Source organism: Mycobacterium sp. 1245111.1 (assembly GCF_001673405.1).
Taxonomy (GTDB): domain Bacteria; phylum Actinomycetota; class Actinomycetes; order Mycobacteriales; family Mycobacteriaceae; genus Mycobacterium.
This window is the reverse complement of record NZ_LZLV01000099.1, coordinates 23,594-48,256: the sequence shown is the minus strand read 5'-3', so window position 1 is coordinate 48,256 and position 24,663 is coordinate 23,594. Positions and strand designations below refer to the sequence as shown.

The 24,663-nt window shown below is 65.7% G+C and carries 21 protein-coding genes; 10 read left to right on the top strand and 11 right to left on the bottom strand.

Annotated elements, in window-relative coordinates; genetic code table 11:
• Positions 1–40: 40 nt before the first annotated feature.
• Positions 41–1,147 (bottom strand): diacylglycerol kinase, encoded by a 1,107-nt coding sequence (locus A5658_RS14575; protein ID WP_067336123.1) that lies wholly within the window; start codon positions 1,145–1,147, stop codon positions 41–43.
• Between the two features lie 45 nt (positions 1,148–1,192).
• Entirely contained in the window at positions 1,193–1,744 is a 552-nt protein-coding gene (locus tag A5658_RS14570) for a TetR/AcrR family transcriptional regulator (protein WP_067336120.1), read from the bottom strand.
• Positions 1,745–1,938: 194 nt separating this feature from the next.
• Between A5658_RS14570 and A5658_RS14565 the strand changes: the two genes are divergently transcribed.
• Complete coding sequence (locus A5658_RS14565; protein WP_067336117.1) at positions 1,939–3,156, top strand: cytochrome P450; 1,218 nt, start codon at positions 1,939–1,941, stop codon at positions 3,154–3,156.
• A 5-nt stretch (positions 3,157–3,161) separates the two neighbouring features.
• Here A5658_RS14565 and A5658_RS14560 read toward each other — a convergent pair whose 3' ends face one another.
• The 3 genes from A5658_RS14560 to A5658_RS14550 form a co-directional block, all read right to left on the bottom strand.
• Entirely contained in the window at positions 3,162–3,905 is a 744-nt protein-coding gene (locus tag A5658_RS14560) for a cutinase family protein (RefSeq protein ID WP_156751470.1), read from the bottom strand.
• Positions 3,906–4,045: 140 nt separating this feature from the next.
• A complete protein-coding gene (locus A5658_RS14555) occupies positions 4,046–5,161 on the bottom strand; it encodes a DUF1214 domain-containing protein (protein ID WP_067336110.1) in 1,116 nt (371 codons plus the stop codon).
• Positions 5,158–5,733 (bottom strand): TetR/AcrR family transcriptional regulator, encoded by a 576-nt coding sequence (locus tag A5658_RS14550; RefSeq protein WP_067336106.1) that lies wholly within the window; start codon positions 5,731–5,733, stop codon positions 5,158–5,160. Before A5658_RS14550 ends, A5658_RS14555 begins: the two co-directional genes overlap by 4 nt.
• A gap of 28 nt (positions 5,734–5,761) precedes the next feature.
• Here A5658_RS14550 and A5658_RS14545 point away from each other — a divergent pair, with 28 nt between their 5' ends.
• Entirely contained in the window at positions 5,762–7,009 is a 1,248-nt protein-coding gene (locus A5658_RS14545; protein WP_067336102.1) for a sulfotransferase, read from the top strand.
• A 7-nt stretch (positions 7,010–7,016) separates the two neighbouring features.
• Here the strand turns inward: A5658_RS14545 and A5658_RS14540 are convergent, their stop codons facing one another.
• Both A5658_RS14540 and A5658_RS14530 read right to left on the bottom strand, forming a co-directional pair.
• On the bottom strand, positions 7,017–7,511 hold the full coding sequence (locus A5658_RS14540) for a hypothetical protein (protein ID WP_156751469.1): 495 nt from the start codon (positions 7,509–7,511) through the stop codon (positions 7,017–7,019).
• 458 nt (positions 7,512–7,969) lie between these two features.
• Positions 7,970–8,986 carry a DNA topoisomerase IB gene (locus A5658_RS14530; protein ID WP_067336096.1) on the bottom strand — a complete coding sequence of 339 codons (1,017 nt, stop codon included), beginning with the start codon at positions 8,984–8,986 and terminating at the stop codon, positions 7,970–7,972.
• 166 nt (positions 8,987–9,152) lie between these two features.
• Between A5658_RS14530 and A5658_RS14525 the strand changes: the two genes are divergently transcribed.
• Both A5658_RS14525 and A5658_RS14520 read left to right on the top strand, forming a co-directional pair.
• On the top strand, positions 9,153–9,716 hold the full coding sequence (locus A5658_RS14525; protein WP_067336093.1) for a hypothetical protein: 564 nt from the start codon (positions 9,153–9,155) through the stop codon (positions 9,714–9,716).
• A 93-nt stretch (positions 9,717–9,809) separates the two neighbouring features.
• Positions 9,810–10,235, top strand: coding sequence for an SRPBCC family protein (locus tag A5658_RS14520; protein ID WP_067336090.1), 426 nt, complete (start codon positions 9,810–9,812; stop codon positions 10,233–10,235).
• A gap of 4 nt (positions 10,236–10,239) precedes the next feature.
• Here the strand turns inward: A5658_RS14520 and A5658_RS14515 are convergent, their stop codons facing one another.
• Positions 10,240–10,533 carry a hypothetical protein gene (locus tag A5658_RS14515; RefSeq protein ID WP_067336087.1) on the bottom strand — a complete coding sequence of 98 codons (294 nt, stop codon included), beginning with the start codon at positions 10,531–10,533 and terminating at the stop codon, positions 10,240–10,242.
• 125 nt (positions 10,534–10,658) lie between these two features.
• Here A5658_RS14515 and A5658_RS14510 point away from each other — a divergent pair, with 125 nt between their 5' ends.
• Together A5658_RS14510 and A5658_RS14505 are read left to right on the top strand one after the other, a co-directional pair.
• Positions 10,659–11,963, top strand: coding sequence for an NAD(P)/FAD-dependent oxidoreductase (locus A5658_RS14510; RefSeq protein WP_067336085.1), 1,305 nt, complete (start codon positions 10,659–10,661; stop codon positions 11,961–11,963).
• Positions 11,964–12,021: 58 nt separating this feature from the next.
• A complete protein-coding gene (locus A5658_RS14505) occupies positions 12,022–13,197 on the top strand; it encodes a glycosyltransferase (protein ID WP_067336256.1) in 1,176 nt (391 codons plus the stop codon).
• Here the strand turns inward: A5658_RS14505 and A5658_RS14500 are convergent.
• From A5658_RS14500 to malQ, 3 genes are read right to left on the bottom strand one after another with little or no spacing between them, the layout of a single operon-like run.
• Positions 13,188–13,658 carry a nuclear transport factor 2 family protein gene (locus A5658_RS14500; RefSeq protein WP_067336081.1) on the bottom strand — a complete coding sequence of 157 codons (471 nt, stop codon included), beginning with the start codon at positions 13,656–13,658 and terminating at the stop codon, positions 13,188–13,190. The genes A5658_RS14505 and A5658_RS14500 overlap by 10 nt on opposite strands.
• Positions 13,655–14,536, bottom strand: coding sequence for an LLM class F420-dependent oxidoreductase (locus A5658_RS14495; RefSeq protein ID WP_067336251.1), 882 nt, complete (start codon positions 14,534–14,536; stop codon positions 13,655–13,657). Before A5658_RS14495 ends, A5658_RS14500 begins: the two co-directional genes overlap by 4 nt.
• Before the next feature lie 5 nt (positions 14,537–14,541).
• Positions 14,542–16,698 (bottom strand): 4-alpha-glucanotransferase, encoded by a 2,157-nt coding sequence (malQ, locus tag A5658_RS14490; RefSeq protein ID WP_067336078.1) that lies wholly within the window; start codon positions 16,696–16,698, stop codon positions 14,542–14,544.
• Between the two features lie 304 nt (positions 16,699–17,002).
• On the opposite strand from malQ, the gene eccB reads away from it, so the two are divergent.
• The 4 genes from eccB to A5658_RS14470 all read left to right on the top strand — a co-directional run bounded on the left by eccB (position 17,003) and on the right by A5658_RS14470 (position 24,374).
• Positions 17,003–18,514, top strand: a complete 1,512-nt coding sequence (gene eccB / locus A5658_RS14485) for a type VII secretion protein EccB (protein ID WP_067336075.1) — start codon at positions 17,003–17,005, stop codon at positions 18,512–18,514.
• On the top strand, positions 18,511–22,692 hold the full coding sequence (gene eccCa, locus A5658_RS14480; protein ID WP_067336072.1) for a type VII secretion protein EccCa: 4,182 nt from the start codon (positions 18,511–18,513) through the stop codon (positions 22,690–22,692). The genes eccB and eccCa overlap by 4 nt, the downstream gene beginning before the upstream one ends.
• Positions 22,693–22,863: 171 nt before the next feature.
• Positions 22,864–23,172 (top strand): PE family protein, encoded by a 309-nt coding sequence (locus A5658_RS14475; RefSeq protein WP_067336070.1) that lies wholly within the window; start codon positions 22,864–22,866, stop codon positions 23,170–23,172.
• 8 nt (positions 23,173–23,180) lie between these two features.
• Positions 23,181–24,374 (top strand): PPE family protein, encoded by a 1,194-nt coding sequence (locus tag A5658_RS14470; protein ID WP_369830527.1) that lies wholly within the window; start codon positions 23,181–23,183, stop codon positions 24,372–24,374.
• The last annotated feature ends 289 nt before the right edge of the window (positions 24,375–24,663 follow it).

Sequence of the window (24,663 nt, the reverse complement as noted above, 5' to 3'; positions counted from 1 at the left end):
CCCGGCCTGGTAAATCAGGCCGGGCCGTTTTGGTTGGCTATCAGTGACTTTGGGCTACCTCGCCCGCGCCGACCACGTCGCGGGCGTACAGTCCGCTTCCGGTGATGAACGGCAGATCTAGTGTCGTCCTGATGCCGGGTGGTGCCGCGATCACGGCCGGAATGGCGTTGACGATCCGCCCCGCGGCGCCGCAAATTGCGGCCTGGTTGTGGTCGCCGAATCGACTGCTCGGCACGATGTCGACCGCATACGAGGGCTCACCGGTGATCTCGACACGGTAGGAGCCGCCACCCGCGGCAGGCTGCGGCAGGTCCGGCCGCAGATCGGGCCTCAGTCGGGTGATGTGCTCGATGACGATCGCCGGGTGGCCGTCGACCATGCCGCGGATCTCGAACTGCAGGGCGGCCAGGGTGCCCTTGGCCACCCGGCCGACGGCGATATCGAAGTCCTCCGGCGCCGGTTCGCGCTGATACGACTCAGTGATCTCGTCGACTTCGATGCCCAGGCCGGCCGCGAGCTGCCTGATCGCGGTGCCCCAGGCGATGCTGAGTACGCCCGGTTGCAGCAGCATCGGAATCTCGTCCATCGGCCTGGCGAATCCCATGTAATGCATGACTTCTGCGCCGTCATACGACGCGTAGTCGTGGATCTCCATGCAGCGCACCTGTTCGATGCGCTGACAGGTGCTGGCAAGCGCGAGCGGAATCAGGTCGTTGACGAACCCGGGGTCGACGCCGCTGATAAACATGCTCGAATTACCCTGTTGCGCAGCGTCTTCTACGCGTTGTATGTACTTCTCAGGCATCACACCCCAGGGATATTGCAACAGCCCCGGGGACGAGCCGACCACGTTGATACCGGCGGCCAAGATGCGCATGACGTCGGCCATCGCGTCGGGCAAACGCGTATCACCCATCGCGCAGTAGACGATGCACTCCGGCCGACCGGCGATTAGCGCATCCAGGTTGTCGACGGCCGCGATCCCGGTGGATACATCCAGGCCGGCGAGTTCGCCGGCGTCCCTGCCAACCTTTTCCGGCGTCGAAACGCACAGCCCGATCAGCTCGAATCGCGGATTGGTGATCAACTCGATCAGCGCCAGCCGACCGACGTTTCCGGTGGCGACGTGGGCGACTTGGATCGCCATTGATGTTCTCCATCCGTGGATGCGCGCGACAGACCGCCCTCGACGCTAGTCCACGACGAACGCCGGCGCGACGAATCGTCGCACCACTTCGAGCTCGGCGGCGTCGTCACCGACCGGCCAGTACAGCAGCGACATCACCACCCGGACCACCCACAGCGCGGCCTGCGGATCACTGTCCGTCAGGCCGGTGAGTTCGGTCGCGAACCCCGCGAGCAACGGTGAACCCGTCAGCCATACCACGTCGTTGGCGCGAACCGAACTGAACATCGGCCGGCTCAACGGATCAGCGCGGATCAGCCTGAGCGCCACCGTAATCGCCGTGACGACGCGCTCCGGGCCGTCTAGATCCTGGACGGCCACCCGCACTTGTTCGACGATGCGGGCGGCGGAACGGGCCACCACTGCGTCGCGGATCTGCGCCTTGCCGCCCGCGTAGCGGTAAATGGTCGCGCGCGAGCAGTGAACACGCGCCGCCAAGGTGTCGATGTCGAACGCGTCCGGCCCGTCTCGAGTGATGAGCTCGGTGGCAGCGTCATAGATGCGTTCGGCCGCGATTCCTCGGCGGTCACCGCCGACCAACCAGTCGTCACGGGGCATCGCACACCTCCAAGCGCGCGCGAGACCGTTCGAGCGCCATTCTTAGATCTGAGACATTTCGACAGGTTCTTCTCATCGTAGACCCAGGTCCGTTTGGCGCGGTGAGACAATGCCCGGTCCTGGCCGCTCGACGCTAGTTTCAACCTCGCCCGGCGGCGTTGACGCCGTTCGCGCTACCGGCTCAGCCTGGACACATGACCGCAGGCAATCCCATCGAATTGTTCGAGGCCGACTCTCTTCAAGACCCCTATCCGCTGTACGCGCGGATGCGGGCCGGCGGTGCGGTTCGTCGGATCGGAGATTCCGACTTCTACGCGGTCTCCGGTTGGGACGCGGTCGTCGAAGCCATCGCCCGCGTCGACGATTTCTCGTCGAACCTGACCGCGACCATGGTGTACCAGCCGGACGGTACGGTCGCGCCGTTCACCATGGCACCGCTCGGCGATCCATCTCACGCACTAGCCGTCGCGGACGACCCCGCACACGCGGCGCACCGCAAACTGCTGGTTCCGCATCTGTCGGCCAAGAAGGTCCAGGCGCTCGAGACCTTCGTTTCCCAGACGGCTGAACGGCTGTGGACCGACGGGGTGCACGACAGCCGGATCGAATGGATGGATTCCGTTGCCAATCGGCTGCCGATGCTCGTCGTCGCCCGGCTCATCGGCGTGCCCGAGGCGGACGCCGACAAACTCGTCGAATGGGGATATGCGGGGACACAGTTGCTCGAGGGCCTGGTCTCTGCCGACCAACTCGAGGCCGCCGGGGCATCGGTGATGGAGCTGTTGGGTTACGTCACCGACCATTTCGCGCGGGCCCGGGCCAACCCGCGGGACGATTTGATGGGCGGCCTCGCTATCGCTTGCGCGGCGGGCGAATTGGATGAGGTGGTGGCGCTGTCGATCATGGCCACGCTGTTCGCGGCCGGCGGTGAGTCGACCGGCTCACTGCTCGGGTCCGCAACCTGGATCCTGGCTAGCCGAGCCGACGTCCAGCGACGGCTTCGCGAAAGCCCGGACTTGCTGGACCCATTCATCGACGAGGTCCTGCGATATGAACCGCCATTCCGCGGCCACTACCGGCATGTCGCGACGGACACCTCTCTGTGCGGGACCGACTTGCCCGCCGGCTCGCATCTCATCCTCTTGTGGGGCGCAGCCAACCGCGATCCCGCCCACTTCGATGAACCAGACAAGTTCCGGCTCGACCGCGCATCGGCCAAGGGGCACATCGCCTTCGGCAAAGGCGCCCACTTCTGTGTCGGTGCTGCCCTTGCTCGCCTCGAGACACGGATTGTTCTGCGTCAGCTACTCGACCGCACAGCCGAGATCACGGTCGCGCGGACAGGACGGTGGTTACCTAGTCTGCTGGTCCGCCGTCTCGAGCACCTCGAATTGGCGGTCGTAGCGCGGTAGCGGGCTCAGTTCCCAAATCCGCCACGGGGCGAGGGCGCGCCGCCGGTTCCCTGTAGATGGCTTGCGGCGAAGTCGGCTCCCTGGGCGATGACGCTGCCGTCGTCGACGTAGCTGTTGTGCGCGGCGAAATTCACGCCTTCGGAGCACACCGGGTCTTCGGGCGCGCACACCTCGATGGTCTTGGCCTTGTACAACGGCCCGATCACCAGCTGAGGCTGGCCGAGGAAGTCCATCGCCCGCACGTTTGGCGTGCCGAACAGCACCACCGCCGCAACATGATTCGCGACGGACGGATCCAGCGGCTTGGGGATGGTCGCTGGATCGACGTCCTTGGGTACGGAGTCCGGAACGGCGGGGGACGTGACGAACCCGGCGACCGCTGCGCCCTGCGAATAGCCACCAAGCACCATCTTGGTGTTGGGGCACGTGTTGGCCTCCGACACGACGTGCGCGCCGGCATCCCGGATGCCGTCGAGGCCGGTCGACCACTGATCGCTCGCGGGGTAGTTCACCGCGTAGACGTCCAGCGACCTTCCCGGTAGCCGATCACGCAGGGCATCGATGAACGCCTGTCCCGTCGGCCCAACGCCCGGATCCTCACCTGTGCCGCGCGCGAAAACCACCTGAGTATCGGGACATGGCTGGGCGGATGCCGACGGGGCGACGGCGATCGGAAGAGCCGAGACCGCGAATCCCCACACAGCGGCCGAGGCCGCACCATACATACGAGTGACACGATGCGCATTCATGAGGCAGTAGGTTCCCATACAAATGTTTCCCCAAACTAAGAATTCGCTGGACATAACCTGAGTGCACCGCGCCGCGCCAAAACTTAACAGGGGAGAGGCGTTCCGTCACCAGTTCGACACGGCAGCAAGACAATTCAACGCTAGGAATCGATGCTGGTCGGCGCATCCGCCAGTTTCACCAGCTTGACCTCCGGCAGGGCGGGAACCTCATCGGTGAGGAACCATCGGAAGGCCAGGTTTCCGCGGGGATAGTCAAGTGTGGTCAGCGAATTCGGGTGGGTCGTCATGCCTCGAGACAGCACGACGGTTACCGAGCTGTCCGAGTTGGGAACCGCGCTGTGGCCGTTGACCGAGCAACGCGCGTCGGTTACACCGTGTGTGGCCATGAATTGGTTCCACACCACCAAGTTCCAGAACCTGCATGGCGGCGGACGATGAGTGATCACCAACGCTTCGTCATCGTTGAGTACGAAGCTGCCGTACGAGTAGCAGGCGTCGCGCGCCGACCAGCCGAAGTTGGCGTCCGGCACTTGATAGGGCTCGGCGAATTCGTTTGCTGCGTGAGCGATCTCATGACCGAGGGCATGCGCCTCGTCAACCCGTGCACCCACGGCCAGCGGGACTATCGCGAACATCGTTCGCATCCAGGTGGCAGCGGCCCGCAGCTTTGCCGCCGTCTCGGCATCTCCGTGTCGCACGGGCTCCGGCTCGTCAAGCGATTCGATTTGCCAGTTGATCGGACGACCGGTCTGCGGGTCAGCCTGATAGTCGCGAGTCATCAACATCGCCGCGCCCGGTGTGGGCCCGAGCTCGAATGAAAAGTTGCCGTCCGCGTCGATGTCGAGATCGTCGTCGCGCACGATGGCCACGATCCGATCCGACCAGGCGCCGGGCGACGGTTCGTTGTAGGCGGTCAGCGAGAAGTACACGCTGTCGCCGCGGTTGCCGCTGATGCGATAACGCCGGCCAGGATCGACCGGACAGATGTAGTAGTAGGCATCCGTGTTGTCACCGCCCCAACGGCGGTCACGCCGAAATGGAGTGTTGACCGCCACGAACACCGGTCGGCTCGGCTCGCCGAACAGGCAGGTGTCGAATGCGACGCCCAAGGTGCTGGCGAGCATTCGATAGCCGTCGGCGATCTGCTGGTCGTCGGTGACGGCGCGGTCGCCCTCCAGGAACGAGCGATCCAGCCCGCCCACCGTCTCCATCAACTCGCGCCAGGCGGCGGTGGACTCATGCTCGCTGTCGATCATGCGCTGATTCCTCTCGCTATCAGGGCCGCGGTGCGATCGACCCATGATTCGTCGAGCCGGTCGCCCCGGGTGAGCAGGGCCAGAAAGGTGGTGCCGGCCAAGACCTCGACCACCTGGGCGGCGGTGACATCGGACCGGACCTCGCCGCGCGCGACAGCGTCGACGAGGCGATCGGTCAAACCTCTGGACAGGATGTCGCTGAAACGCTCCAGCAGGGCCGCGTGCAGCGTCATGTCGGCCGCCATCTCGCCGACCAGGCCGGGTAGCGCGGCCCGCGCCGCGGGAGTGGTCAGCACCGCGGCGGTTCGGCGAACCATCTCGCGCACGTCTCCGGTCAGCGAGCCGGTGTCGGGGAGCGCCGTGGCGTCGCTGATCGGAAAGACGGCCTCGTGCACCAGGTGCGCTTTGCTCGGCCAGCGCCGATAGATCGCGGGTTTGCTGGTGCCGGCCCGCCGGGCGATGGTGTCGACCGAGAGGTCGGCGTAGCCGGTCTCGGCGAGAAGCTCGACGGTCGAATGCAGCACCGCGCCGTCGATGCGCTTGTCGCGGGGGCGGCCCAACTCTGTCGTCATTACGTAACTCAGAGTAACATAACTAGCCGTGACCAATGCCGGACCCTCGCCCGTTCATCTCGACGACCTCGCTGTGCCGCGATTCAGCCCGGCGGTAGAGCAGCTTCGCGAGCTGATGGGGGCGATGGCGCCGGAGTGCCCGCTGGACGCCGATGTGCTGCACGCCAAGGCCACGGCCGAGACCGGCCTGACCGACTTCGGGCCGGATGACTACCGGGAACGCCTCGACGTCTACCTCGAGGCGCTGCGCGATATCGACGGCCTGCACGGCCCCGGGATCGTCAACCTCCACGCCCAGGTCCTACAGCTGCTCAAGAATCGACTACTGCTGCACGACCTGCTTGCCCGCCATCCCGAAATTCGCGACATCGAACTACTGGCACCGGTCGTCATCGCGGGTCTGCCGCGCACCGGCACCACCCATCTGCACAACCTGCTCGCCATGGGCCCGACGTTCCGCACGCTCCCCTACTGGGAAAGCGTGGAGCCGTTCCCTCTGCCGGCCGAGGTGGGGATCGAGCCTGACCCTCGCAAGGCGCGCATGGACGTCGCCGTCGAGTTCATGAACGCGACAATGCCGTACTTCCCGCTCATGCACGAGATGACCACCGAGCACGTCCATGAAGAGATCCAGCTACTGGCCAACGACGTGTCGACGATGCTGTTCGAAACACTTGCCCATGTGCCGCGCTGGCGCGACTACTACCTCGCCCACGACCAGACGTCGTCATATGAGTACCTCAAGCTGCAGCTGAAAGCGCTGCAGTTCCTCAGGGGCGGCCGTCGCTGGCTGTTGAAGTCGCCTCAGCACCTCGAACAGCTGCCGGTGCTGAACGCGGTGTTCCCCGGCGTCGTCGTGGTGTGCACCCACCGCGACCCGGTTCCGGTCGCGCTGTCGATGCTGGCGATGATCACCTACACGGCGCGGATGCATCGCTCCCCGGTGCCGGTGCACGAGATCGCGGCATCGTGGTGCGACCGCTTGGGGTTGATGCTCAACGCATTTGTCCGGAATCGGGACGTCATACCCGCCGAGCGGTCAATCGACCTCCGCTTCGACGAGTTCATGGCCGACGAACTCGGTGCCGTCGAACGAATACACGCCCTGGCCGACGAGCCGCTGACCGATGCGGCCCGCGCCGCGATGGCCGAATATCTGGACGCCCATCAACGCGGACGGCTGGGCTCGATCGTGACGTCGGCCGATATGTTCGGTCTCGACGAGCACGATCTGCCCAGCCGTTTTGCCCGCTATCGCGAGCGATTTTCAGTCTGACGCGCGCTTAGGCGCCTTGCGGTGGTGCCGGAGCGTCATTGGGTGCGTCGGCGACCGCCGGCGCCGCCGGGGGCGGCTCGGGGGCCAACACGCTTACCAGGACAGGAGCCGGGGCATCGGCCGGCGCGTCGCCGGCGTCCACCGGCAGGTACATGTGGTGGTTGAACTGCGGCTGGTAGGCGCCACCACCGCCGATCCGCACCCCGCCGCCTTCACCGCTGGAGACGGGGGTGCCGTCGGGCAGCGTGACCGCGGTGTGGCCACCGTTCCAGCCGATCACCAGGGCACCGGGCGCGGTGCCGTAGTGGAACCCGCGCGCCAGCAGCGCTGACTCCTCGTTGCCGGTGTTGAACCGGCCGCTGAAGGCGGGTCGGTCCGCTGCCACGTTGGAAACCAGAGAGGCCAGACCGGAGCAGTCCGTCCCTGCGGGGGAGTTACCGCCGGTGACGTAGGGCGTCCCCGACATCTGGTTGACCAGAGCCATCACAGTTTCTAAGAACATGAGCCGGGACGGTACTTACAAGCTCAATAGGTAACCAAACTTTGTGCAGCCCATCACTTTTGGTTTCTAAACATGACTTACGTCTCATTTGGAAGCGAAAAGCCCTGGTAGATGGGGCCTCAAAAGATCAATTCGACATACGTGGAAGAGTAACGCAGTCTTGACTTTTCGCCAGGGAAAGCGCTCAGATGCAGCAACTTTAGGCCAAAATCGCTCTTTAGCAAAGTGTTATTCGTCACCGAGGTCAAAATCGCTTGAAACAACCCACTCTTCAGTTGGTGCTGAGCCAACTCATAGGTGTGCGTTAGGCATTCCACAACCGACGCGACGTTGCGCTGTTCGATATTTGCACACCGACGTGACGGCGCCTGATTTTTCCGGAACATGCTGTGTTCCAGTGGTATTCATTGGATCAACATGAATCATGCTTATTAGCAATCGGTTACGCAGCTCGCCCCTTAACGACGGCTCACGCGCCTGATCATGCGCACGGTGGCCTGTTCGATCACTTCGCGTCGTGCTTCGGGACTGCGCTTCCGTTGTGCCCGGCGCAATGCCGGCGCAATCGTGAGGCCCTGCTCGTAGGCTTCGACAACCCGCGGATCCACATACGAGCGACGCACCACCGCCGGCGTGTTACCCAACTGGTCGGACACCGCGCGCATCACCGCGGCCTCCTCGCGCCGCCGCGCCGTCTTCGAGGTCGGCTCGCGTGCAACGCCAAACGCTTCGGCAGCCAGCACTGTGCCGTGCCACGTTCGTAAATCCTTGACACTGAACTCCGCACCGACAAGTTCCCGAAATCGTTCGTTGATGTCGTCGGCACGGACTTCAGACCAGCCATCCGAGGTCTGATAGGCAAGCAGACGCGGCGTAGTGGTCTTGGCGCGCATCAAAGATCGCACCGCCTTGAGCACCAGTGGGTCCTCCAGGGAAATAGTCTGTCTCACACCACTTTTCGCTGGAAAATCGAAGTCGACGCTGTCGCGATGCACGTGCACATGGTCGCGTAGCAGGGTCGATAGGCCGTAGCTGCCGTGTTCTCCTACGTACTCTTCACCGCCGGCCCGGAAGTACCCCTGGTCGATAAGATGCTGTGCCAGTGCCAGGACACGATCGCGCGCCAGTCCCCGGCGGCGTAGATCGGTGAGCAGGTTCAGCCGCCAGCCGGGCAGATGCTTGGCCAGGCTCAGCGTGCGCTCGTACTTCTCTTCGGACCGTTCTGCCTGCCAGCGTTCGTGATAGAGGTACTGCCGTCGTCCGGCCGCGTCGGTACCGACCGCCTGAATGTGTCCGTTGGGGTGTGGTGAGATCCATACTTTCTTCCATGCCGGCGGAATCACCAGTGCATCGATGCGGGCGAGCACGTCGGCATCGCGAACCGGGTCACCGTTGTCGTCGATGTAGGAAAACCCGCGACCACGGCGAATTCGGTGCAGCCCCGGCCCATCGACGGTGCTTTTTCGCAGCCTCATCGGAATCGGTGCGTGGCGCGGGAGATCGGCGTCCGAATTCGCTGTGCGTTCATCCGTACACGACTACCCAGCAAGAGAATTGCAATAACGCGGTTGCCTGCGCGGCAGGGCCGACACGACCGGATCAGCGGCCGTCGCGGGAGCCGACGTGAGACGGTAGTGAGTTATGCAGGGCTTTGAGTACGTCAGCTACGAGACTTTTGGCCGGCGCTTCTTCGAGGTGGCCGTCACTGAAGAGCGCGTCGCGGCCGCGTTCGCCGCGATCGCCGGTAGCCAATTCGAGATGCCGCCGATGGCTCAGGGTCCGGGAAAGATTGCCAAAGTCAGCGCCAGCGTCACCATCAAGCAGCCCAAGGTCACGCGAAATGTCGCCGACAGCATCACCTTTGACATTCATATCCCGCTGCTGATCGACCTGCTGGTCGACCTCCGGATCGACAAGCAGCGGTTCATGGTCGACGGCGACATCGCACTGAGCGCGACGGCACGGGCCGCCGAGCCCCTGTTGCTGATCGTCGACGTCGCAAAACCCAATTCGTCGGACATCGCCGTGCACGTGTCGTCCAAAAGCATCCGCGGCGAGATACTCCGCATCATCGGCGGCGTCGACGCGGAAATCCGCCGCTTTATCGCGCAGTACGTCAAAGACGAAATCGATGCGCCTCAATCGCAGCAGGCACAGGTCATCGATGTTGCCGAGCAGCTCGACCAGACCTGGACGGGCCTCTGATCGCCAGCTCCACGGTTTACCACGCTGGCACGTCAGGGTATGTAGTTCCCCGCACGTGACCGGGTTTTCAACCGCTGCAAGGAGTGAGACGAGGTGGCTCAAGTCGATGTCTCGACGACGTCGAAACTTTCTCCCGAGTCCGCATGGAAGCTGGCATCGGATCTCAGCCGGTTCGGAGACTGGATGACGATCTTCGGCGGCTGGCGCGGCGAAGTTCCCGACGTGATCGAAAAGGGCACCAAGGTGTCGTCGCTGATCAAGGTAAAGGGATTTCGCAACGTCATCCATTGGATGGTCACCCGCTACGACGAACCGAAGGCGATCGAACTGTCCGGCCGCGGGCGCGGCGTGGGAATGACCGTCGCGATGCGGGTCACCGACGACGACCCCGGTTCGACGTTTCACCTCACCGCCGACCTGAACGGTCGTCTGCTCAGCGGCGCAGTGGGACGACTTGTCGCGCGGATCATCACTTCGGACGTGCGTAAGTCAGTGCAGAACTTGGCTTCTCTGGAATAGGTCTCTACCCGGCGTTGCGGTGGGTCCGGCTCCAGTCCCGTTGAACCTCGCGGACCCGCCTGGCTTCCATCGTCAGCCAGGCCAGGCCGGCGCCGGCCGTCAACAGCGTGACGATCGCGGCACCGATTCCCACCCCGACCGCGTGTTCGGCGAAGCTGGCCAGGCACACCACAAACGCGACAACCGCGATTGCAACCAATACCAGACCCGGCATTTTCGCCGTGTTCTTCATCGTTTCGCCGGCCAGAGGCTGCGCGGTGCGGTGATGGTCGACGGGGTCGTTCGAGGTGTCTCCCACAGATCTCTCCTTGATTCGCTCGGGTCCCGGCGTGCAACGAAATACCCGGATCAATCGGCAGAAAAACGGTCGAGGCCGGCGGGGCCAGCGGTTTGTGCACCGACGCGAGGGGCTACAAAGGAACGGTGACGTCGGTCGTGGTGGTGGGCAGCGGATTTACCGGCTTCGAGTGCGCGCGGCGGCTGGCCCGCCGATTACGCCGGGCCGACGTCGACGTGACGATCATCTCGCCGATCGACTACATGCTCTATACGCCGCTCTTGCCGGACGTGGCCGGCGGGGTCGTAGATGCGCGGTTCGTCGCTATCCCGCTCGCGGGCACGCTCAAGGGCGTGCGCGCCATCCGCGGCCGGGTCGACAGCGTCGATCTCGAACAGCACCGACTGCAATTCACCGATCTCGAGCAACGCACCCGCGAGCTGTCCTGGGACCGATTGGTGTTGACCCCCGGCTCGGTGACCCGTCTGTTCGACATTCCCGGATTAGCCCAATACGCAAGGGGATTGAAGTCGACGGCCGAGGCGCTGTATATGCGTGATCACGTGTTGGAGCAACTGGAGCTGTCGTGCCTGGAGGAGAGCGCCGAGTTGGCACAGGCGCGGCGCACCATCGTGGTCGTCGGCGCCTCGTATTCCGGCACCGAGCTCGTGTTGCAACTTCGCGCGCTGGCTCACGCCGCGGCCAAGCAGATGAATTTCGACCCGGCATCGGTGCGATACCTGCTGCTCGACCTCGCCGAACAGGTCATGCCGGAGGTCGGCGAGAAGCTCGGCGCCCGCGCACAACGCGTGTTGCGGAAACGAGGGGTCGACGTCCGATTGGGGTTGACGCTCAACGAAGTTCACCCCGACCATGTGGTTCTCAGTGACAACACCCGGGTCGACACCCACACCGTCGCATGGGTGACCGGGGTGACGGCCGCGCCGCTGATCGACACGCTCGGGTTACCGACCGAGAAGGGCCGACTCAAGGTGCAGACCGACCTGACGGTGCCCGGCCATCCGGACGTCTTCGCCGCTGGGGATGCCGCGGCGGTGCCCGACGTGACCCAGCCGGGCAAGATCACCCCGCCGACGGCGCAGCACGCGACCCGCCAAGGTAAGACGCTCGGCGATAACGTCGCCGCCAGCCTCGGGCACGGCAAGAAGCGCGACTACAAACACCACGACATGGGCCTGGTCGTCGATCTCGGCCCTCATCAGGCGGTGGCAAACCCACTGAAAATCCCGCTGTCCGGCTTCCCGGCCAAGGTTGTCACCCGCGCCTACCACTTGTATGCCATCCCGCGGGGGGTAAACCGGTGGGCCGTCATCCTGGCATATCTGACCGATGCCATGTTCGCGCGCTCGGTGATCTCGATGGGGCTCGCGACGCAGGGCGATGCCGAATTCTCCACCAGCGAAGGCATTCCGCTGCCCGAAACCGGCTGACGACAACGCTTCTGACACCGCCGGGGCGCCACGGGTCGCAGCGGGTTAGGTTGTGCCGGTGAAGTTCGTCCTTGCCGCCTATGGCAGTCGCGGCGACACCGAACCCTGCGTCGCGGTCGCGGCGGAGTTGCAGCGCCGCGGCCACAATGTCCAGCTGGCGCTGACGGTTCCAGTTGAGATGCGCAGGTACGTCGAATCCGCGGGATTGGCCACGACGCCTTACGGACGCGACTGGCACGGGCTGATGAGCGACGAAGACTTCACCCGCATGCTGCAGAACCCGATGAGCGCCATTCCGCAGGCCGTCGAATACGTAGCCCGAGTCGTCACGGAGAAGACCGCCACATTGGTGTCGCTGGCTGAGGGCGCCGACCTGCTGGTCGCGGGGATGACCGAGCAGACGCCGGCCGGCAATGTGGCCGAATACCACGGCATTCCGCTGGCTGCACTGCACTTCTTTCCCGCGCAGATCCTGCAGCAGGGATCCCCGGACGACAGCGTCTCGACCCAGTCCGATCGGGAACAGCGTCGAGCGTTGGGTTTGCCCGATTCTGCTGCACCCACGCGGCCACTGGAGATTCAGGCCTACGACGAAATCTGCGTACCCGGGCTGGCAGGGGGATCGGCGGACGGCGCCGACCGCCCCTTCGTCGGGGCACTGACGCTGCAGTTGCCGACCGATACCGATGACGAGGTGCTGTCATGGATCGCGGCCGGAGCGGCGCCCGTGCATTTCGGCTTCGGCAGCACCCCGATTTCGGCGCCGGCCGACACGATCGCCGTCATCGGCGCCGCGTGCGCCCACCTCGGCGTCCGCGCCTTGATCTGTATGGACCCGAACGACTTTGCCGGAATCTCTGTTCAGGACCATGTCAAGGTTGTCCGCGAGGTGAACCACTCGACCGTCTTTCCCGCCTGCCGCGCGGTGGTCCACCACGGCGGGGCGGGGACGACGGCCGCCGGACTGCGGGCCGGCGTGCCGGCCCTGGTGCTGTGGAACGGCCTCGATCAGCCGGTGTGGGCGGCATCGGTCAAACACCTGGAAGTCGGTCTGGGACGCCCCTTTTCAGAGTCGACGCTGGACTCCCTGATCGCCGACCTGGGAGAAGTCCTCACCCCGCACCACGCGAACCGCGCCAAAGCGGTCGCGGATCAGATGACCACGCCGGCCGAAAGCCTCAGTCGGGCCGCGGATCTGCTGGAGGACGCGGCGGCACGGGGCCGTCAGGGCTGAGCGGGTCGCACCTGGCGCACCCGCCGGGTTTCGATTGCGTCAATCGTCAACTCCCGGCGGCGAATCCGCCATCCGCCGTCGGCAATGCGCTGATATTCGTCGGCGTAGCGCAGATGCCACGTGACGTCGCGGAGCTGGTCGTCGTGCCTAAGCCAGTGATGGGCGATGCAGGCGATGCGGCCGTGAGCGCCGCCGCGGCCGGAGTCGGCGTCGTACACCTCGCCGACGATGGCGTGCTGCGTGCGGATCATGGCGGACACCGCGGCAACGGCCTCGGAGATCGCGGTATGACCGGAGTGCGGCCGGACTGGCTCCAACGCTGACGGTGGATCGGGCAGGACCAACTCCCCGTCGTGGGTGAAAAGGTCTGCAATGGAATCGAATTTCCGGTCATCGACCCTGGCGGCGTAGCGGTGCACGAGGTCGCTGAGCGCCGCCCGGTCGTCTGCGCCGAGCGTCATGCCGAAAGAGAAAGTCGTTGGGCGCAGGCTGAGAGTTCGTCGCTGGCCTGCTGCAGATCGGTGATCGGCGGCATCGCCAGCACGATCCGGTCGGCGCCCTGGGCGGCCAACCGCTCGGCACGCTCCGCGTCGATCTTGGTGACCGAATGCCCCAGCGTCAGTTCGATATCGGCCACGTCACGTCCGGCGGCCACTGCCTCGTCGCGCATCAGCGCCAGCAGGGTCTCCAGCTGCGCGCCGGCCACTCCCAACGGCTGGAAACCGTCACCCAGCCGCCCGGCCCGTCGCGCGGCCGCCTTGCTGTGGCCGCCGATGTGGACTGGAAGATGTTGACCGGCAATGGGTTTAGGGCTACAGACCACGTTGTCGAATTGGAAGAACTCACCGCGGTGGGTGACGCCGTCGGGCTGCAGCGCCCACAGCGCCCTCAGCACCGCCAGCTGCTCGTCGGCGCGTCGGCCCCGGCTGGCGAACTCGGTTCCACAGGCCTCGATTTCTTCCCTGAGCCAGCCGACCCCGACGCAGAGCCGAAGTCGCCCGCCCGACAGTGCATCCAGGGTGGCTGCCCGCTTGGCCAATACGACCGGGTGATGGTTGGGAAGCACCAGCACACCCGTTGCCAAACCCAACCGCTGAGTGTGGCCGGCCAGAAATGACAGCAGATCGAGCGGATCGGGAACCGGACAGTCCGGGGTCAACTCCACACGTCCAGAGGAATCGTAGGGATAGACGCTGTCATACCTGGTTGCGAGCACGGTGTGCTCGACGGCGACGATCGATTCGAAGCCGCACGCCTCCAGATGCTGCGCGAACGCGGCGATCCAATGGGGGTCCGCAGTGACCCCGGCAGCGACGGGGGCGACTACCCCAAACTTCAAAGGCTTCATGGCGAATCGAAATTAACAGGCGGACCGCCGGCCGTCTGCTCACGCATGGCCTCGGCCAGGGTGGTCGCCCGGTGATCGTTGAACACGTCCTCCAGCAGGATCGGTCGGCCATCGGGACCGCTCAGCGGAACCCTCCAGTTCGGGTACTCGTCGGTGGTACCCGGTTGATTCTGAGTTCGCTTGTCACCGACCGCGTCGGTGAGCGCGAGGCCGAGCAGCCGCGACGGGGTTCGCCCCAGATACTGGTGCAGGGCCAGGACGGTCTGCTCCTCGTCGGCGTGCTTGGACAACAGGCCCACTCGGCGCAGTTCCGTCAACCAGGCCGCTTGTTCGGCCTCGGCCGCCGCCAACTCCTGCTCAACCGGCCGGGTCAGCAATCCCAGCGAATCCCTCAGTCGCACATGCTCATTGGCGAGGTAACCGGCCGTCGGCGGCAGGTCGTGGGTGGTCACCGAGGACAGGCAGTACTCGCGCCAGCGTTCGGCCGGCAACGGGCCGCCACCCCCGTCGCGGTCGAGTTCGAACCACAGAATCGACGTGCCCAGCACGCCGCGGGCGCGAAGATAGTCGCGCACCCAGGGCTCGACGGTGCCCAGATCTTCGCCGACCACCAACGCCATTGCGCGATAAGCCTCCAACGCAACGATGCCGATCATCGCCTCGTGGTTGTAGCGCACATAGGTGCCTTCGGTAGGTGCTTGGCCCTGCGGAATCCACCACAACCGGAACAAACCGATGATGTGATCGATGCGCACCCCGCCGGCATGCCGCAGCACGCTGCGGATGAGCGCGCGGAACGGCCGATACTCCTGCTCGTCAAGGCGATCGGGCCGCCACGGGGGCTGTGACCAGTCCTGGCCCAGCTGGTTGAACTCGTCCGGGGGCGCGCCGGCTGACACGCCGAGGGCCAGCGAATCCTGCAAAGCCCAGGCATCGGCCCCATCCGGGTGCACGCCGACGGCGAGGTCGTGCACGATGCCCAACGACATCCCGGCCGAAACCGCGTGAGTTTGCACGGCGGCCAGTTGCTCGTCGAGTTGCCATTGCAGCCAGCGGTGGAAATCGACTGCGGCCGAATGCTTTTTGACGAACTTGGCGACGCTGTCGGACCCCGGATGACGCATCGATTCGGGCCACTGATGCCAGTCGGCACCGTACTTTTCGGCCAGCACACACCAGGTGGCGAAGTCGTCGAGGGCCGTACCCTCACGAGCGCAGTACGCCGCGAACGCGAGGTCGCGGCCGGCCGTACGGGGGACCGCGAAGACCAGCTCCAAGGCCTCGCGTTTGGCCGCCCATGCGGCATCCCGGTCGATCGAATCCAGCGATGCTGCGTGCTTCTGTACGCCCTCACGCAGCCGGCGGACCCGGCCCCGCCGGGGTAGCTCCGCGAACTCCGGAATGGCTTCAACGCGCAAATACAGCGGGTTGACGAATCGGCGCGAGGTCGGCAGATACGGCGAGGGCTCCATGGGGGAGGTCAGCTCGGCCGCGTGCAGTGGGTTGACCAGCACGTAACCGGCCCCGTGCACCGACGCCGACCAGACCGCCAGGTCCACCAGGTCGGTCAAATCGCCGACGCCCCAGGACTGCCGGGATCGGACGCTATATAACTGTGTGGCCAAGCCCCAGGCGCGACGGGCGGCCAGGCGCTCGGGCACTCCCAGCCAGGCCGGCGTCACGATCACCGCGGCATTGAACTCCTCGTCGCCCGAGCGCAGGTATGCGCGGTGATAGCCCAGCGGCAGATCGTCGGGCAACACGAAGCTTGCCTCACCGACCCGCCGGCCATCCAGGTCGAACGGCGGGGTGAAGTTGTCGACCTGTCGTATCCCAGTGCGGACGGTGCCGTCCTCGAGCTGCAGCCACACATCGGCCGGCTGGCCGTGCGTCACATGGACCCAAAAGGTCGTCTGGGTGCCGGCCTGCCCGAGGATGGTCGGCGGCAGGGCGCGTGACCAGTGCGCTTTCTCGTGTGCCGCCCGCGCGGCGTTGCGTTTAGCCTCGTCCGCGGCGTCGACGCCGAGCGCGGCCAGCACCGCGATCAGTGTGCTCTCGGGCACGTCGACCCGACGGCCGCTCCAGTCCTCGTAAGCGGTGGAAATCCCGAATCGACCCGCGAGATCGACCAACGACGGCGCCATTTGGCTCATAACAGACATCTTGCTTGTCGAGATGTCTGCGAGGCGAGCCGAGTGTCTACCTCAGCGTCGCTTTTCCGCCAAGTTGCGTTTACTCCTGGCCGTACTATTCGCAGTGACGAAGCCGTCGAATCTTTCCACTATCAATTGGCAGGTGACAGCTCTGTGGCACAAACCACACACGGCGCCGACGTGAACATCGCCCGCGCTCAAACGTTCGCGTGGCAAGGTCGCGCGGGGTGCCCTACCGTTATCACTGTGAATCGTGGGACTACAGCATCGTCGGTCGTCGCGTCCGACTGGAGCGTGACCGAACATGGCCGGTGATCAGCAGCGGGGTTCGGGCTACGGCCTGGGACTTTCTACCCGGACCCAGGTAACCGGCTACCAGTTCCTAGCTCGTCGTACCGCGATGGCGTTGACTCGCTGGCGGGTGCGGATGGAGATCGAACCCGGCCGTCGCCAGACGCTGGCCGTGGTGGCGTCGGTGTCCGCGGCGTTGGTGATCTGCCTCGGTGCCCTGCTGTACTCCTTCCTCAGTCCTTCGGGCCAGCTGAACGACACCCCGATCATCGCGGACCGCGATTCGGGCGCGCTGTATGTCCGGGTCGGGGACAAGCTGTACCCGGCGCTGAACCTGGCGTCGGCGCGGCTGATCGCAGGCCGTGCGGACAACCCGCACAAGGTGCGGGCCAGCCAGATCGCGGAGCAACCGCACGGGCCGCTGGTCGGCATCCCCGGGGCTCCGTCTGAGTTCGCCCCGACCAGCCCCGCCACCTCGTCGTGGCTGGTATGCGACTCGGTGACCCCGACGGCCGGTGTGGGGGCACCGCCGGTGACCGTCACCGTGATCGACGGCAAGCCCGACCTGTCGAACCGTCGACACGTGCTCAACGGGGCCGAGGCCGTGGTGCTCAGATATGACAAGGACACGTACGTAATCCGCCAGGGCCGTCGGTCGCGTATCGACTCGGCCAACCGCGCGGTGTTGCTGCCGCTGGGTTTGACCCCGGAGAACGTCAGCCAAGCCCACCCGATGAGCCGAGCGCTGTATGACGCGCTGCCGGTCGGCCCCGAACTGTCGGTGCCCAAGGTCCCCGGCGCCGGCCAGCCGGCAGCATTCGGCGGCGCGCCAGGGCCGATCGGAACCGTGATCGTCACGCCGCAAATCAGTGGGCCCCAACAGTATTCAGTGGTACTTGCGGACGGCGTGCAGACGGTCAACCCGGTGGTCGCGCAGATTCTGCAAAACGCCGGCACCCCGGCGGGAAACTCCCCGATGGTGGTGGCGCCCGCGTCACTGGCGAAGATGCCGGTGGTCCACGGGCTGGATCTGTCGGCGTATCCCGACGCCCCGCTCAACCCCGTCGACCTGAAGGAGAATCCCGCGACGTGCTGGTGGTGGCAGAAGACCGCCGGTGAGGAGCGGGCTCGCATCCAGGTGATCTCCGGGCCGACGATCCCGGTGCCCAACAGCGCGACCGACAAGATCGTGGCGCTGGTGAAGGCGGATTCCTCGGGACGCGAAGCCGATCACGTCTACTTCGGACCCGAGTACGGCAACTGGGTCGTTGTCACGGGCAACGACCCAGGATCGACCACATCCGAATCCCTGTGGTGGCTCACGAGTTCCGGTGCGCGATTCGGCGTGGAGAACACTCGTGATTCCCGCTCCGCATTGGGGCTGACGGCTCAGCCGTCGCCGGCACCGTGGGTGGCGCTGCGGCTGTTGGCGCCGGGCCCCGCACTGTCCCGCGCGGATGCGTTGGTGCGCCACGACACCCTTCCGACCGATATGAATCCCGCAGAGTTGGTGGTACCCAAGTGAAGCAAGGTTTCGCACGCCCAACGCCCGAGCGGGCGCCTGCCGTCAGGCCGGAGAACATCGTCCTGCCGACACCGCTGAGTGTCCCGCCGCCCGAAGGCAAGCCGTGGTGGCTGATCGTGGTCGGCGTGCTGGTGGTCGGCTTGCTGGTCGGCATGGTCGGTATGACCGTCGCCAACGGTTCGCGGATGTTCCTCGGTGCCGGTTCGATCTTCCCGATCTTCATGATCGGCGGGGTCGCGATGATGATGTTCGGTGGCCGTTTCGGAGGCCAGCAGCAGATGAGCCGGCCGAAGCTGGACGCGATGCGCGCCCAGTTCATGCTGATGCTGGACATGCTGCGGGAGACCGCGAACGAGTCGGCCGACAGCATGGACGCCAACTACCGCTGGTTCCACCCGGAGCCGACGACGCTGGCCGCCGCGGTGGGCTCCGCCAGGATGTGGGAGCGCAAGCCGGACGGTAAGGACCTCAACTTCGGTGTGGCCCGGATCGGGGTGGGCATGACCCGTCCCGAGGTGACCTGGGGCGAGCCGCAGAACATGCCGACCGACATCGAGCTCGAGCCGGTCACGGGTAAGGCGCTGCAGGAATTCGGTCGCTACCAGAGCGTCGTCTACAACCTGCCGAAGATGATCTCGCTGCTGGTCGAGCCGTGGTACGCCCTGGTCGGTAACCGCGATCAGACGCTGGGCGCCATGCGGGCGCTCATCTGCCAGCTCGCTTTCTCGCATGGGCCCGATCACCTGCAGATGATCGTCGTCACGTCCGACATGAGCAGGTGGGACTGGGTCAAGTGGCTGCCGCACTTCGGCGACCCGCGCCGACGCGACGCGGCCGGCAACGCGCGGATGGTCTACGCCTCGGTGCGCGAGTTCGCCGCCGATCAGGCCGAATTGTTCGCTGGCCGTGGGTCTTTCACACCCCGCCACGCGAGCTCGTCCGCGGAGACGCCGACGCCGCACCACGTGATCATTGCCGACGTTGACGACCCGCAGTGGGAGTACGTCATCAGCGTCGACGGCGTCGACGGCGTGACGTTCTTCGACCTGACCGGTTCGGCACTGTGGACGGGCAACCCGGAGCGAGTGCTCAAGTTCACCGACGACGTCGGCGTGATCGAGGCGCTGCCCCGTGATCGCGACACCTGGATGGTGATCGACGACAACCGGTGGTTCTTCGCGCTCGCCGACTACGTCACCGAGGCCGAGGCCGAGCAGTTCGCGCAGAAGGTGGCCCGTTGGCGGCTGGCCGAGGCCTACGAGGAGATCGGGCAGCGGGTCGCGCAGATCGGCGCTCGAGACATCCTGTCCTACTACGGGATTGACGACCCGGCGGAAATCGACTTCGAGACTCTGTGGGGCAGCCGCCGCGACGCGCTGACGAGCCGCTCGCGGTTGCGGATCCCGTTCGGAAACCGTTCCGACAACGGCGAACTGCTGTTCCTCGACATGAAGTCACTCGACGAAGGCGGCGACGGCCCGCACGGCGTCATGTCGGGAACGACGGGTTCCGGTAAGTCGACGCTGGTGCGTACCGTCCTCGAGTCGCTGATGCTCTCGCATCCGCCGGACGAACTGCAGTTCGTGCTGGCCGACCTCAAGGGTGGGTCCGCGGTCAAGCCGTTCTCCGGCGTGCCACACGTCTCGCGCATCATCACCGACCTGGAAGAAGACCAGGCGTTGATGGAGCGCTTCCTGGACTCGCTGTGGGGTGAGATCGCGCGTCGAAAGGCGGTCTGCGACAACGCCGGTGTCGACGACGCCAAGGAATACAACGAGATGCGCTCCCGCATGCGGGCCCGCGGTCAGGACATTCCGCCGCTGCCAATGCTGGTGGTCGTGATCGACGAGTTCTACGAGTGGTTCCGCATCATGCCGACCGCCGTCGACGTTCTCGACTCCATCGGCCGGCAGGGTCGCGCCTACTGGATCCACCTGATGATGGCTTCGCAGACCATCGAGAGTCGGGCCGAAAAGCTCATGGAGAACATGGGTTACCGGCTGGTACTGAAGGCGCGTACCGCCGGTGCGGCACAGGCGGCCGGTGTTCCCAACGCCGTCAACCTGCCCGCGCAAGCCGGTCTGGGATACTTCCGTAAGAGCCTCGACGAGATCATCCGGTTCCAGGCCGAGTTCCTGTGGCGCGACTACCGCCGCGGCGTCTCCCTCGATGACGACGGGCCGGCGATGCTGACTCACTCGGTGGATTACATTCGGCCGCAGCTGTTTACCACCGGATTCACTCCGATCGAGGTCGGTGTCACCGGGCCGGACGACTTCGACGCCCTGACCAACGGTGACAGCGGCGGCGAGCTTTTCCTCGGCAACGGCTCCGGCGAGACGCCAGAGGAAGAGGAAGAGGAAGCAATCCGGACGCCGAAGGTCGGTACCGTGATCATCGACCAGCTCCGGCGGATCGACTTCGAGCCGTACCGGTTGTGGCAGCCGCCGCTCGACCAGCCGGTCTCGATCGAAGCCCTGGTCAATCGCTTCCTCGAGCACCCGTGGCAGGAGCAGTACGGCCAGACCACGGACCTGGTGTTCCCGGTCGGGATCATCGACCGGCCGTTCAAGCACGACCAGCCGCCGTGGACCGTGGACACCTCCGGGCCTGGTGCCAACGTGCTGATCCTGGGGGCCGGTGGATCGGGCAAGACCACCGCGCTGCAGACGCTGATCGCCTCGGCCGCGCTGACCCACACTCCCGAGCAGGTTCAGTTCTACGTGCTGGCGTACAGCAGCACCGCGCTGACCACGGTGGGTGCACTGCCGCATGTCGGTGAGGTCGTCGGTCCGACCGACCCATACGGCGTCCGCCGCACGGTGGCCGAGTTGCTGGCCCTGCTGCGCGAGCGCAAGCACACGTTCCTCCAGTACGACGTGCCCTCGATGGAGGTCTTCCGTCGGCGCAAGTTCGGTGGGGAAGCGGGCCAGGTTCCCAACGACGGCTTCGGTGACATCTTCTTGGTGATCGACAACTACCGGGCGCTCGCCGAAGAGAACGAAGTACTCATCGAGCAGGTCAACCAGATCATCAACCAGGGGCCGTCGTTCGGTATCCACGTGATGGCCACGGCCGACCGCGAATCGGAGCTTCGGCCCCCGGTCCGCAGTGGTTTCGGATCGCGGATCGAGTTGCGGCTGGCCGCGGTCGAGGACGCCAAGTTGGTGCGCTCGCGATTCGCCAAGGATGTTCCGGTCAAGCCGGGCCGCGGCATGGTCGCGGTCAACTACGTGCGACTGGACAGCGACCCGCAATCCGGTCTGCACACGCTGGTGGCTCGTCCGGCGATGGCAAGTACGCCCGACAACGTCTTCTCCTCGGAGAGCGTTGCGGCGGCGGTCAGTCAGATCGCGGTCGGCCACGCGCCTCCGGTGCGCAGGCTGCCCGCGAAGTTCGGCCTGGAGCAGGTCCGGGCACTGGCGCAGCAGGACAAACGCCAGAACGTCGGCGTCGGCGGAATCGCTTGGGCCATCAACGAACTGGACCTGCAGCCGGTGTACCTCAACTTCGCCGAGAACGCGCACCTGATGGTGACGGGCCGACGCGAATGTGGCCGTACGACGACACTGGCGACGATCATGGCCGAGATCGGACGGGTGTACGAGCCGGGAGCCAGCATCGCGCCGCCGACATCGCGCCCGTCGGCCCAGGTATGGCTGGTCGACCCGCGTCGTCAGCTGTTGACCACACTGGGCACCGACTACGTCGAGAGGTTCGCCTACAACCTCGACGGTGTCTCGGCGATGATGAACGAGCTGGGCGAAGTGCTGGCCCGTCGCGAACCGCCGCCGGGATTGTCGGCCGAAGAGCTGCTGTCCCGCGCATGGTGGAGCGGGCCGGAGATCTTCCTGATCATCGATGACGTGCAGCAGCTGCCGCCGGGCTTCGATTCGCCGCTGCAGCGGGCCGCGCCGTGGGTGACCCGCGCCGCCGACGTCGGTCTGCACGTCATCGTCACCCGGACTTTCGGTGGATGGTCCTCGGCGGGCAGCGACCCGATGCTGCGAGCGTTGGCTCAGGCCAACGCGCCGTTGCTGGTGATGGACGCCGACCCCGACGAGGGCTTCATCCGCGGCAAGATGAAGGGCGGCCCGCTGCCCCGCGGTCGTGGTCTGCTGATGGCCGAGGACACCGGTGTGTTCGTCCAGGTGGCAGCCACGGATCTGCGCCGGTAGCTGGCTCCAAAGAGGTCCCCCGCCCGGATGGGTGGGGGACCTCTTTGTGCGACGCGGGCGCTGCCAGACATCTCATAGCCAGCGCATAGCTTCGCCATGACTGCGGCCCATCATTGCTGGTTAACGTCTCTAACCAGTGACAGGTGGCATCTGTGGCGAGGGGAGTGCCAGATGTGGTTTGTGAGTACGCAGCCGGCCGAGTTGACGGCCGCCGCGGACAATCTGCAAGGCATCGGGTTGGCGATGAGGGCGCAGAACGCCGCCGCGGCAGCTCCGACGACGGGCGTGACACCCGCTGCGGCAGACGAAGTTTCGGCCCTCACGGCGGCGCAGTTCGCCACGCACGCCGAGATGTACCAGGTCATCAGCGCGCAGGCGGCGGCGATCCACGAGCTGTTCGTCAATGCGCTGAGCGCCAGCGCCGACTCGTACGCGGCCACCGAGGCCGCCAACGCAGCCGCGGCCGGCTGGGCGGTCTGAAGACCATGCTGGATTTCGCCGCTCTGCCTCCCGAGACCAACTCCAGCCGAATGTATGCCGGTCCAGGACCGGGCTCGTTGCTGGCCTCCGCGTCGGCCTGGCAGTCGCTGGCCCAGGAGCTGAGTTCCGTTGCCGCAAGCTACGGGTCGATCCTCTCGACATTGACCAGTGGCCCTTGGACGGGCGCCAGCTCGGCGTCGATGGTCGCGGCCGCGTCGCCCTACGTGACGTGGCTGAGCGCCACCGGCGAGCAGGCGCAACAAGCCGCCACGCAGGCAGCAGCAGCCGTCACCGCATACGAAACCGCTTACGCCGCAACCGTTCCGCCTCCGCTGATCGCCGCGAATCGAAGCCTGCTGATGAGCCTGATCGCGACCAACATTCTCGGGCAGAACGCGCCGGCGATCATGGCCACCGAGGCCCTCTATGCCGAGATGTGGGCCCAGGATGCCTCCGCCATGTACGGATACGCCGCCGCCTCGGCCACCGCGTCACAGGTCAGCCCGTTCACCTCGCCACCTCAGACCACGAACCCGGGTGGGCTGGCGAGTCAGGCTGCGGCTGCCGCCCAGTCGGTGGGCACCTCCGGCGGGACCGACGTCGAGACGGTCATGGCGTCGGGCCCGCAATTGATCTCCACCACCCCACAGGCCCTGCAAAGTCTCTCGTCGCCGCAGGCTCTGAGTGGCCTGGCGACTACTGCGACCGACACCTCATCCTCATCGTCGTCGTCGATGTCGCTGCTCAACGAGCTCAGCACGCCGCTGCGGATGGCGACGACGCCGATGAGCATGCTGTCCAGGCTGTTCACGGCGGGCAGCACGGCGACCGCCGCCAAAGCCGCGACGACTGCGGCCAACGAGTTGGGAGCGGCCCAGTCCGCCGGAATCGGTGCTGGCAGTGGCACATTGACGTTGTCGGGCCTGGGCGGGCTGGGACACAGCATGCCAGCTGTCTCCGCGGGCATGGGCCAGGCGACTACCGCGGGTGCGTTGTCGGTGCCGACCGCCTGGACGGCCGCGGGGTCCGCGGCAACGCAGTTCGGCGGGGCCGGCGCCGCTTCGGCGGTCCAGGCGGGGGCGCACGCGGGCCTGCCGCCGATGATGCCGATTACCGCGATGGGCGGCCGCCAGGCCGCCCAGACACCGCCCCGATTCGAGCTCCGTCCGACCGTGATCCCCTTCACACCGGCCGCCGGATAGCGGGCCGCACTGCGGCCATCGGGTGGCGCAAAACCGAACATCATCTGAACAACAGTTGATCGCGGATGAACACTGCTTGATGAGTCGTGAATTGTCGGCATCGTCGTCGCGGATCGCGCGCGCGGCCATCTAGTGTCTCAGCCAGCGACTGTTCAGTGATGAGCACGGGCGCTCAATGTTGTTGACGCTAAGGGTTACCGAGGAAAGAAAGCGCATTTCGTCTGTGGCCACACACCGTGTTCCGCACATCGATCTCGACCGGGCGGCCATTCAGAGCCTGCTAGTCGCT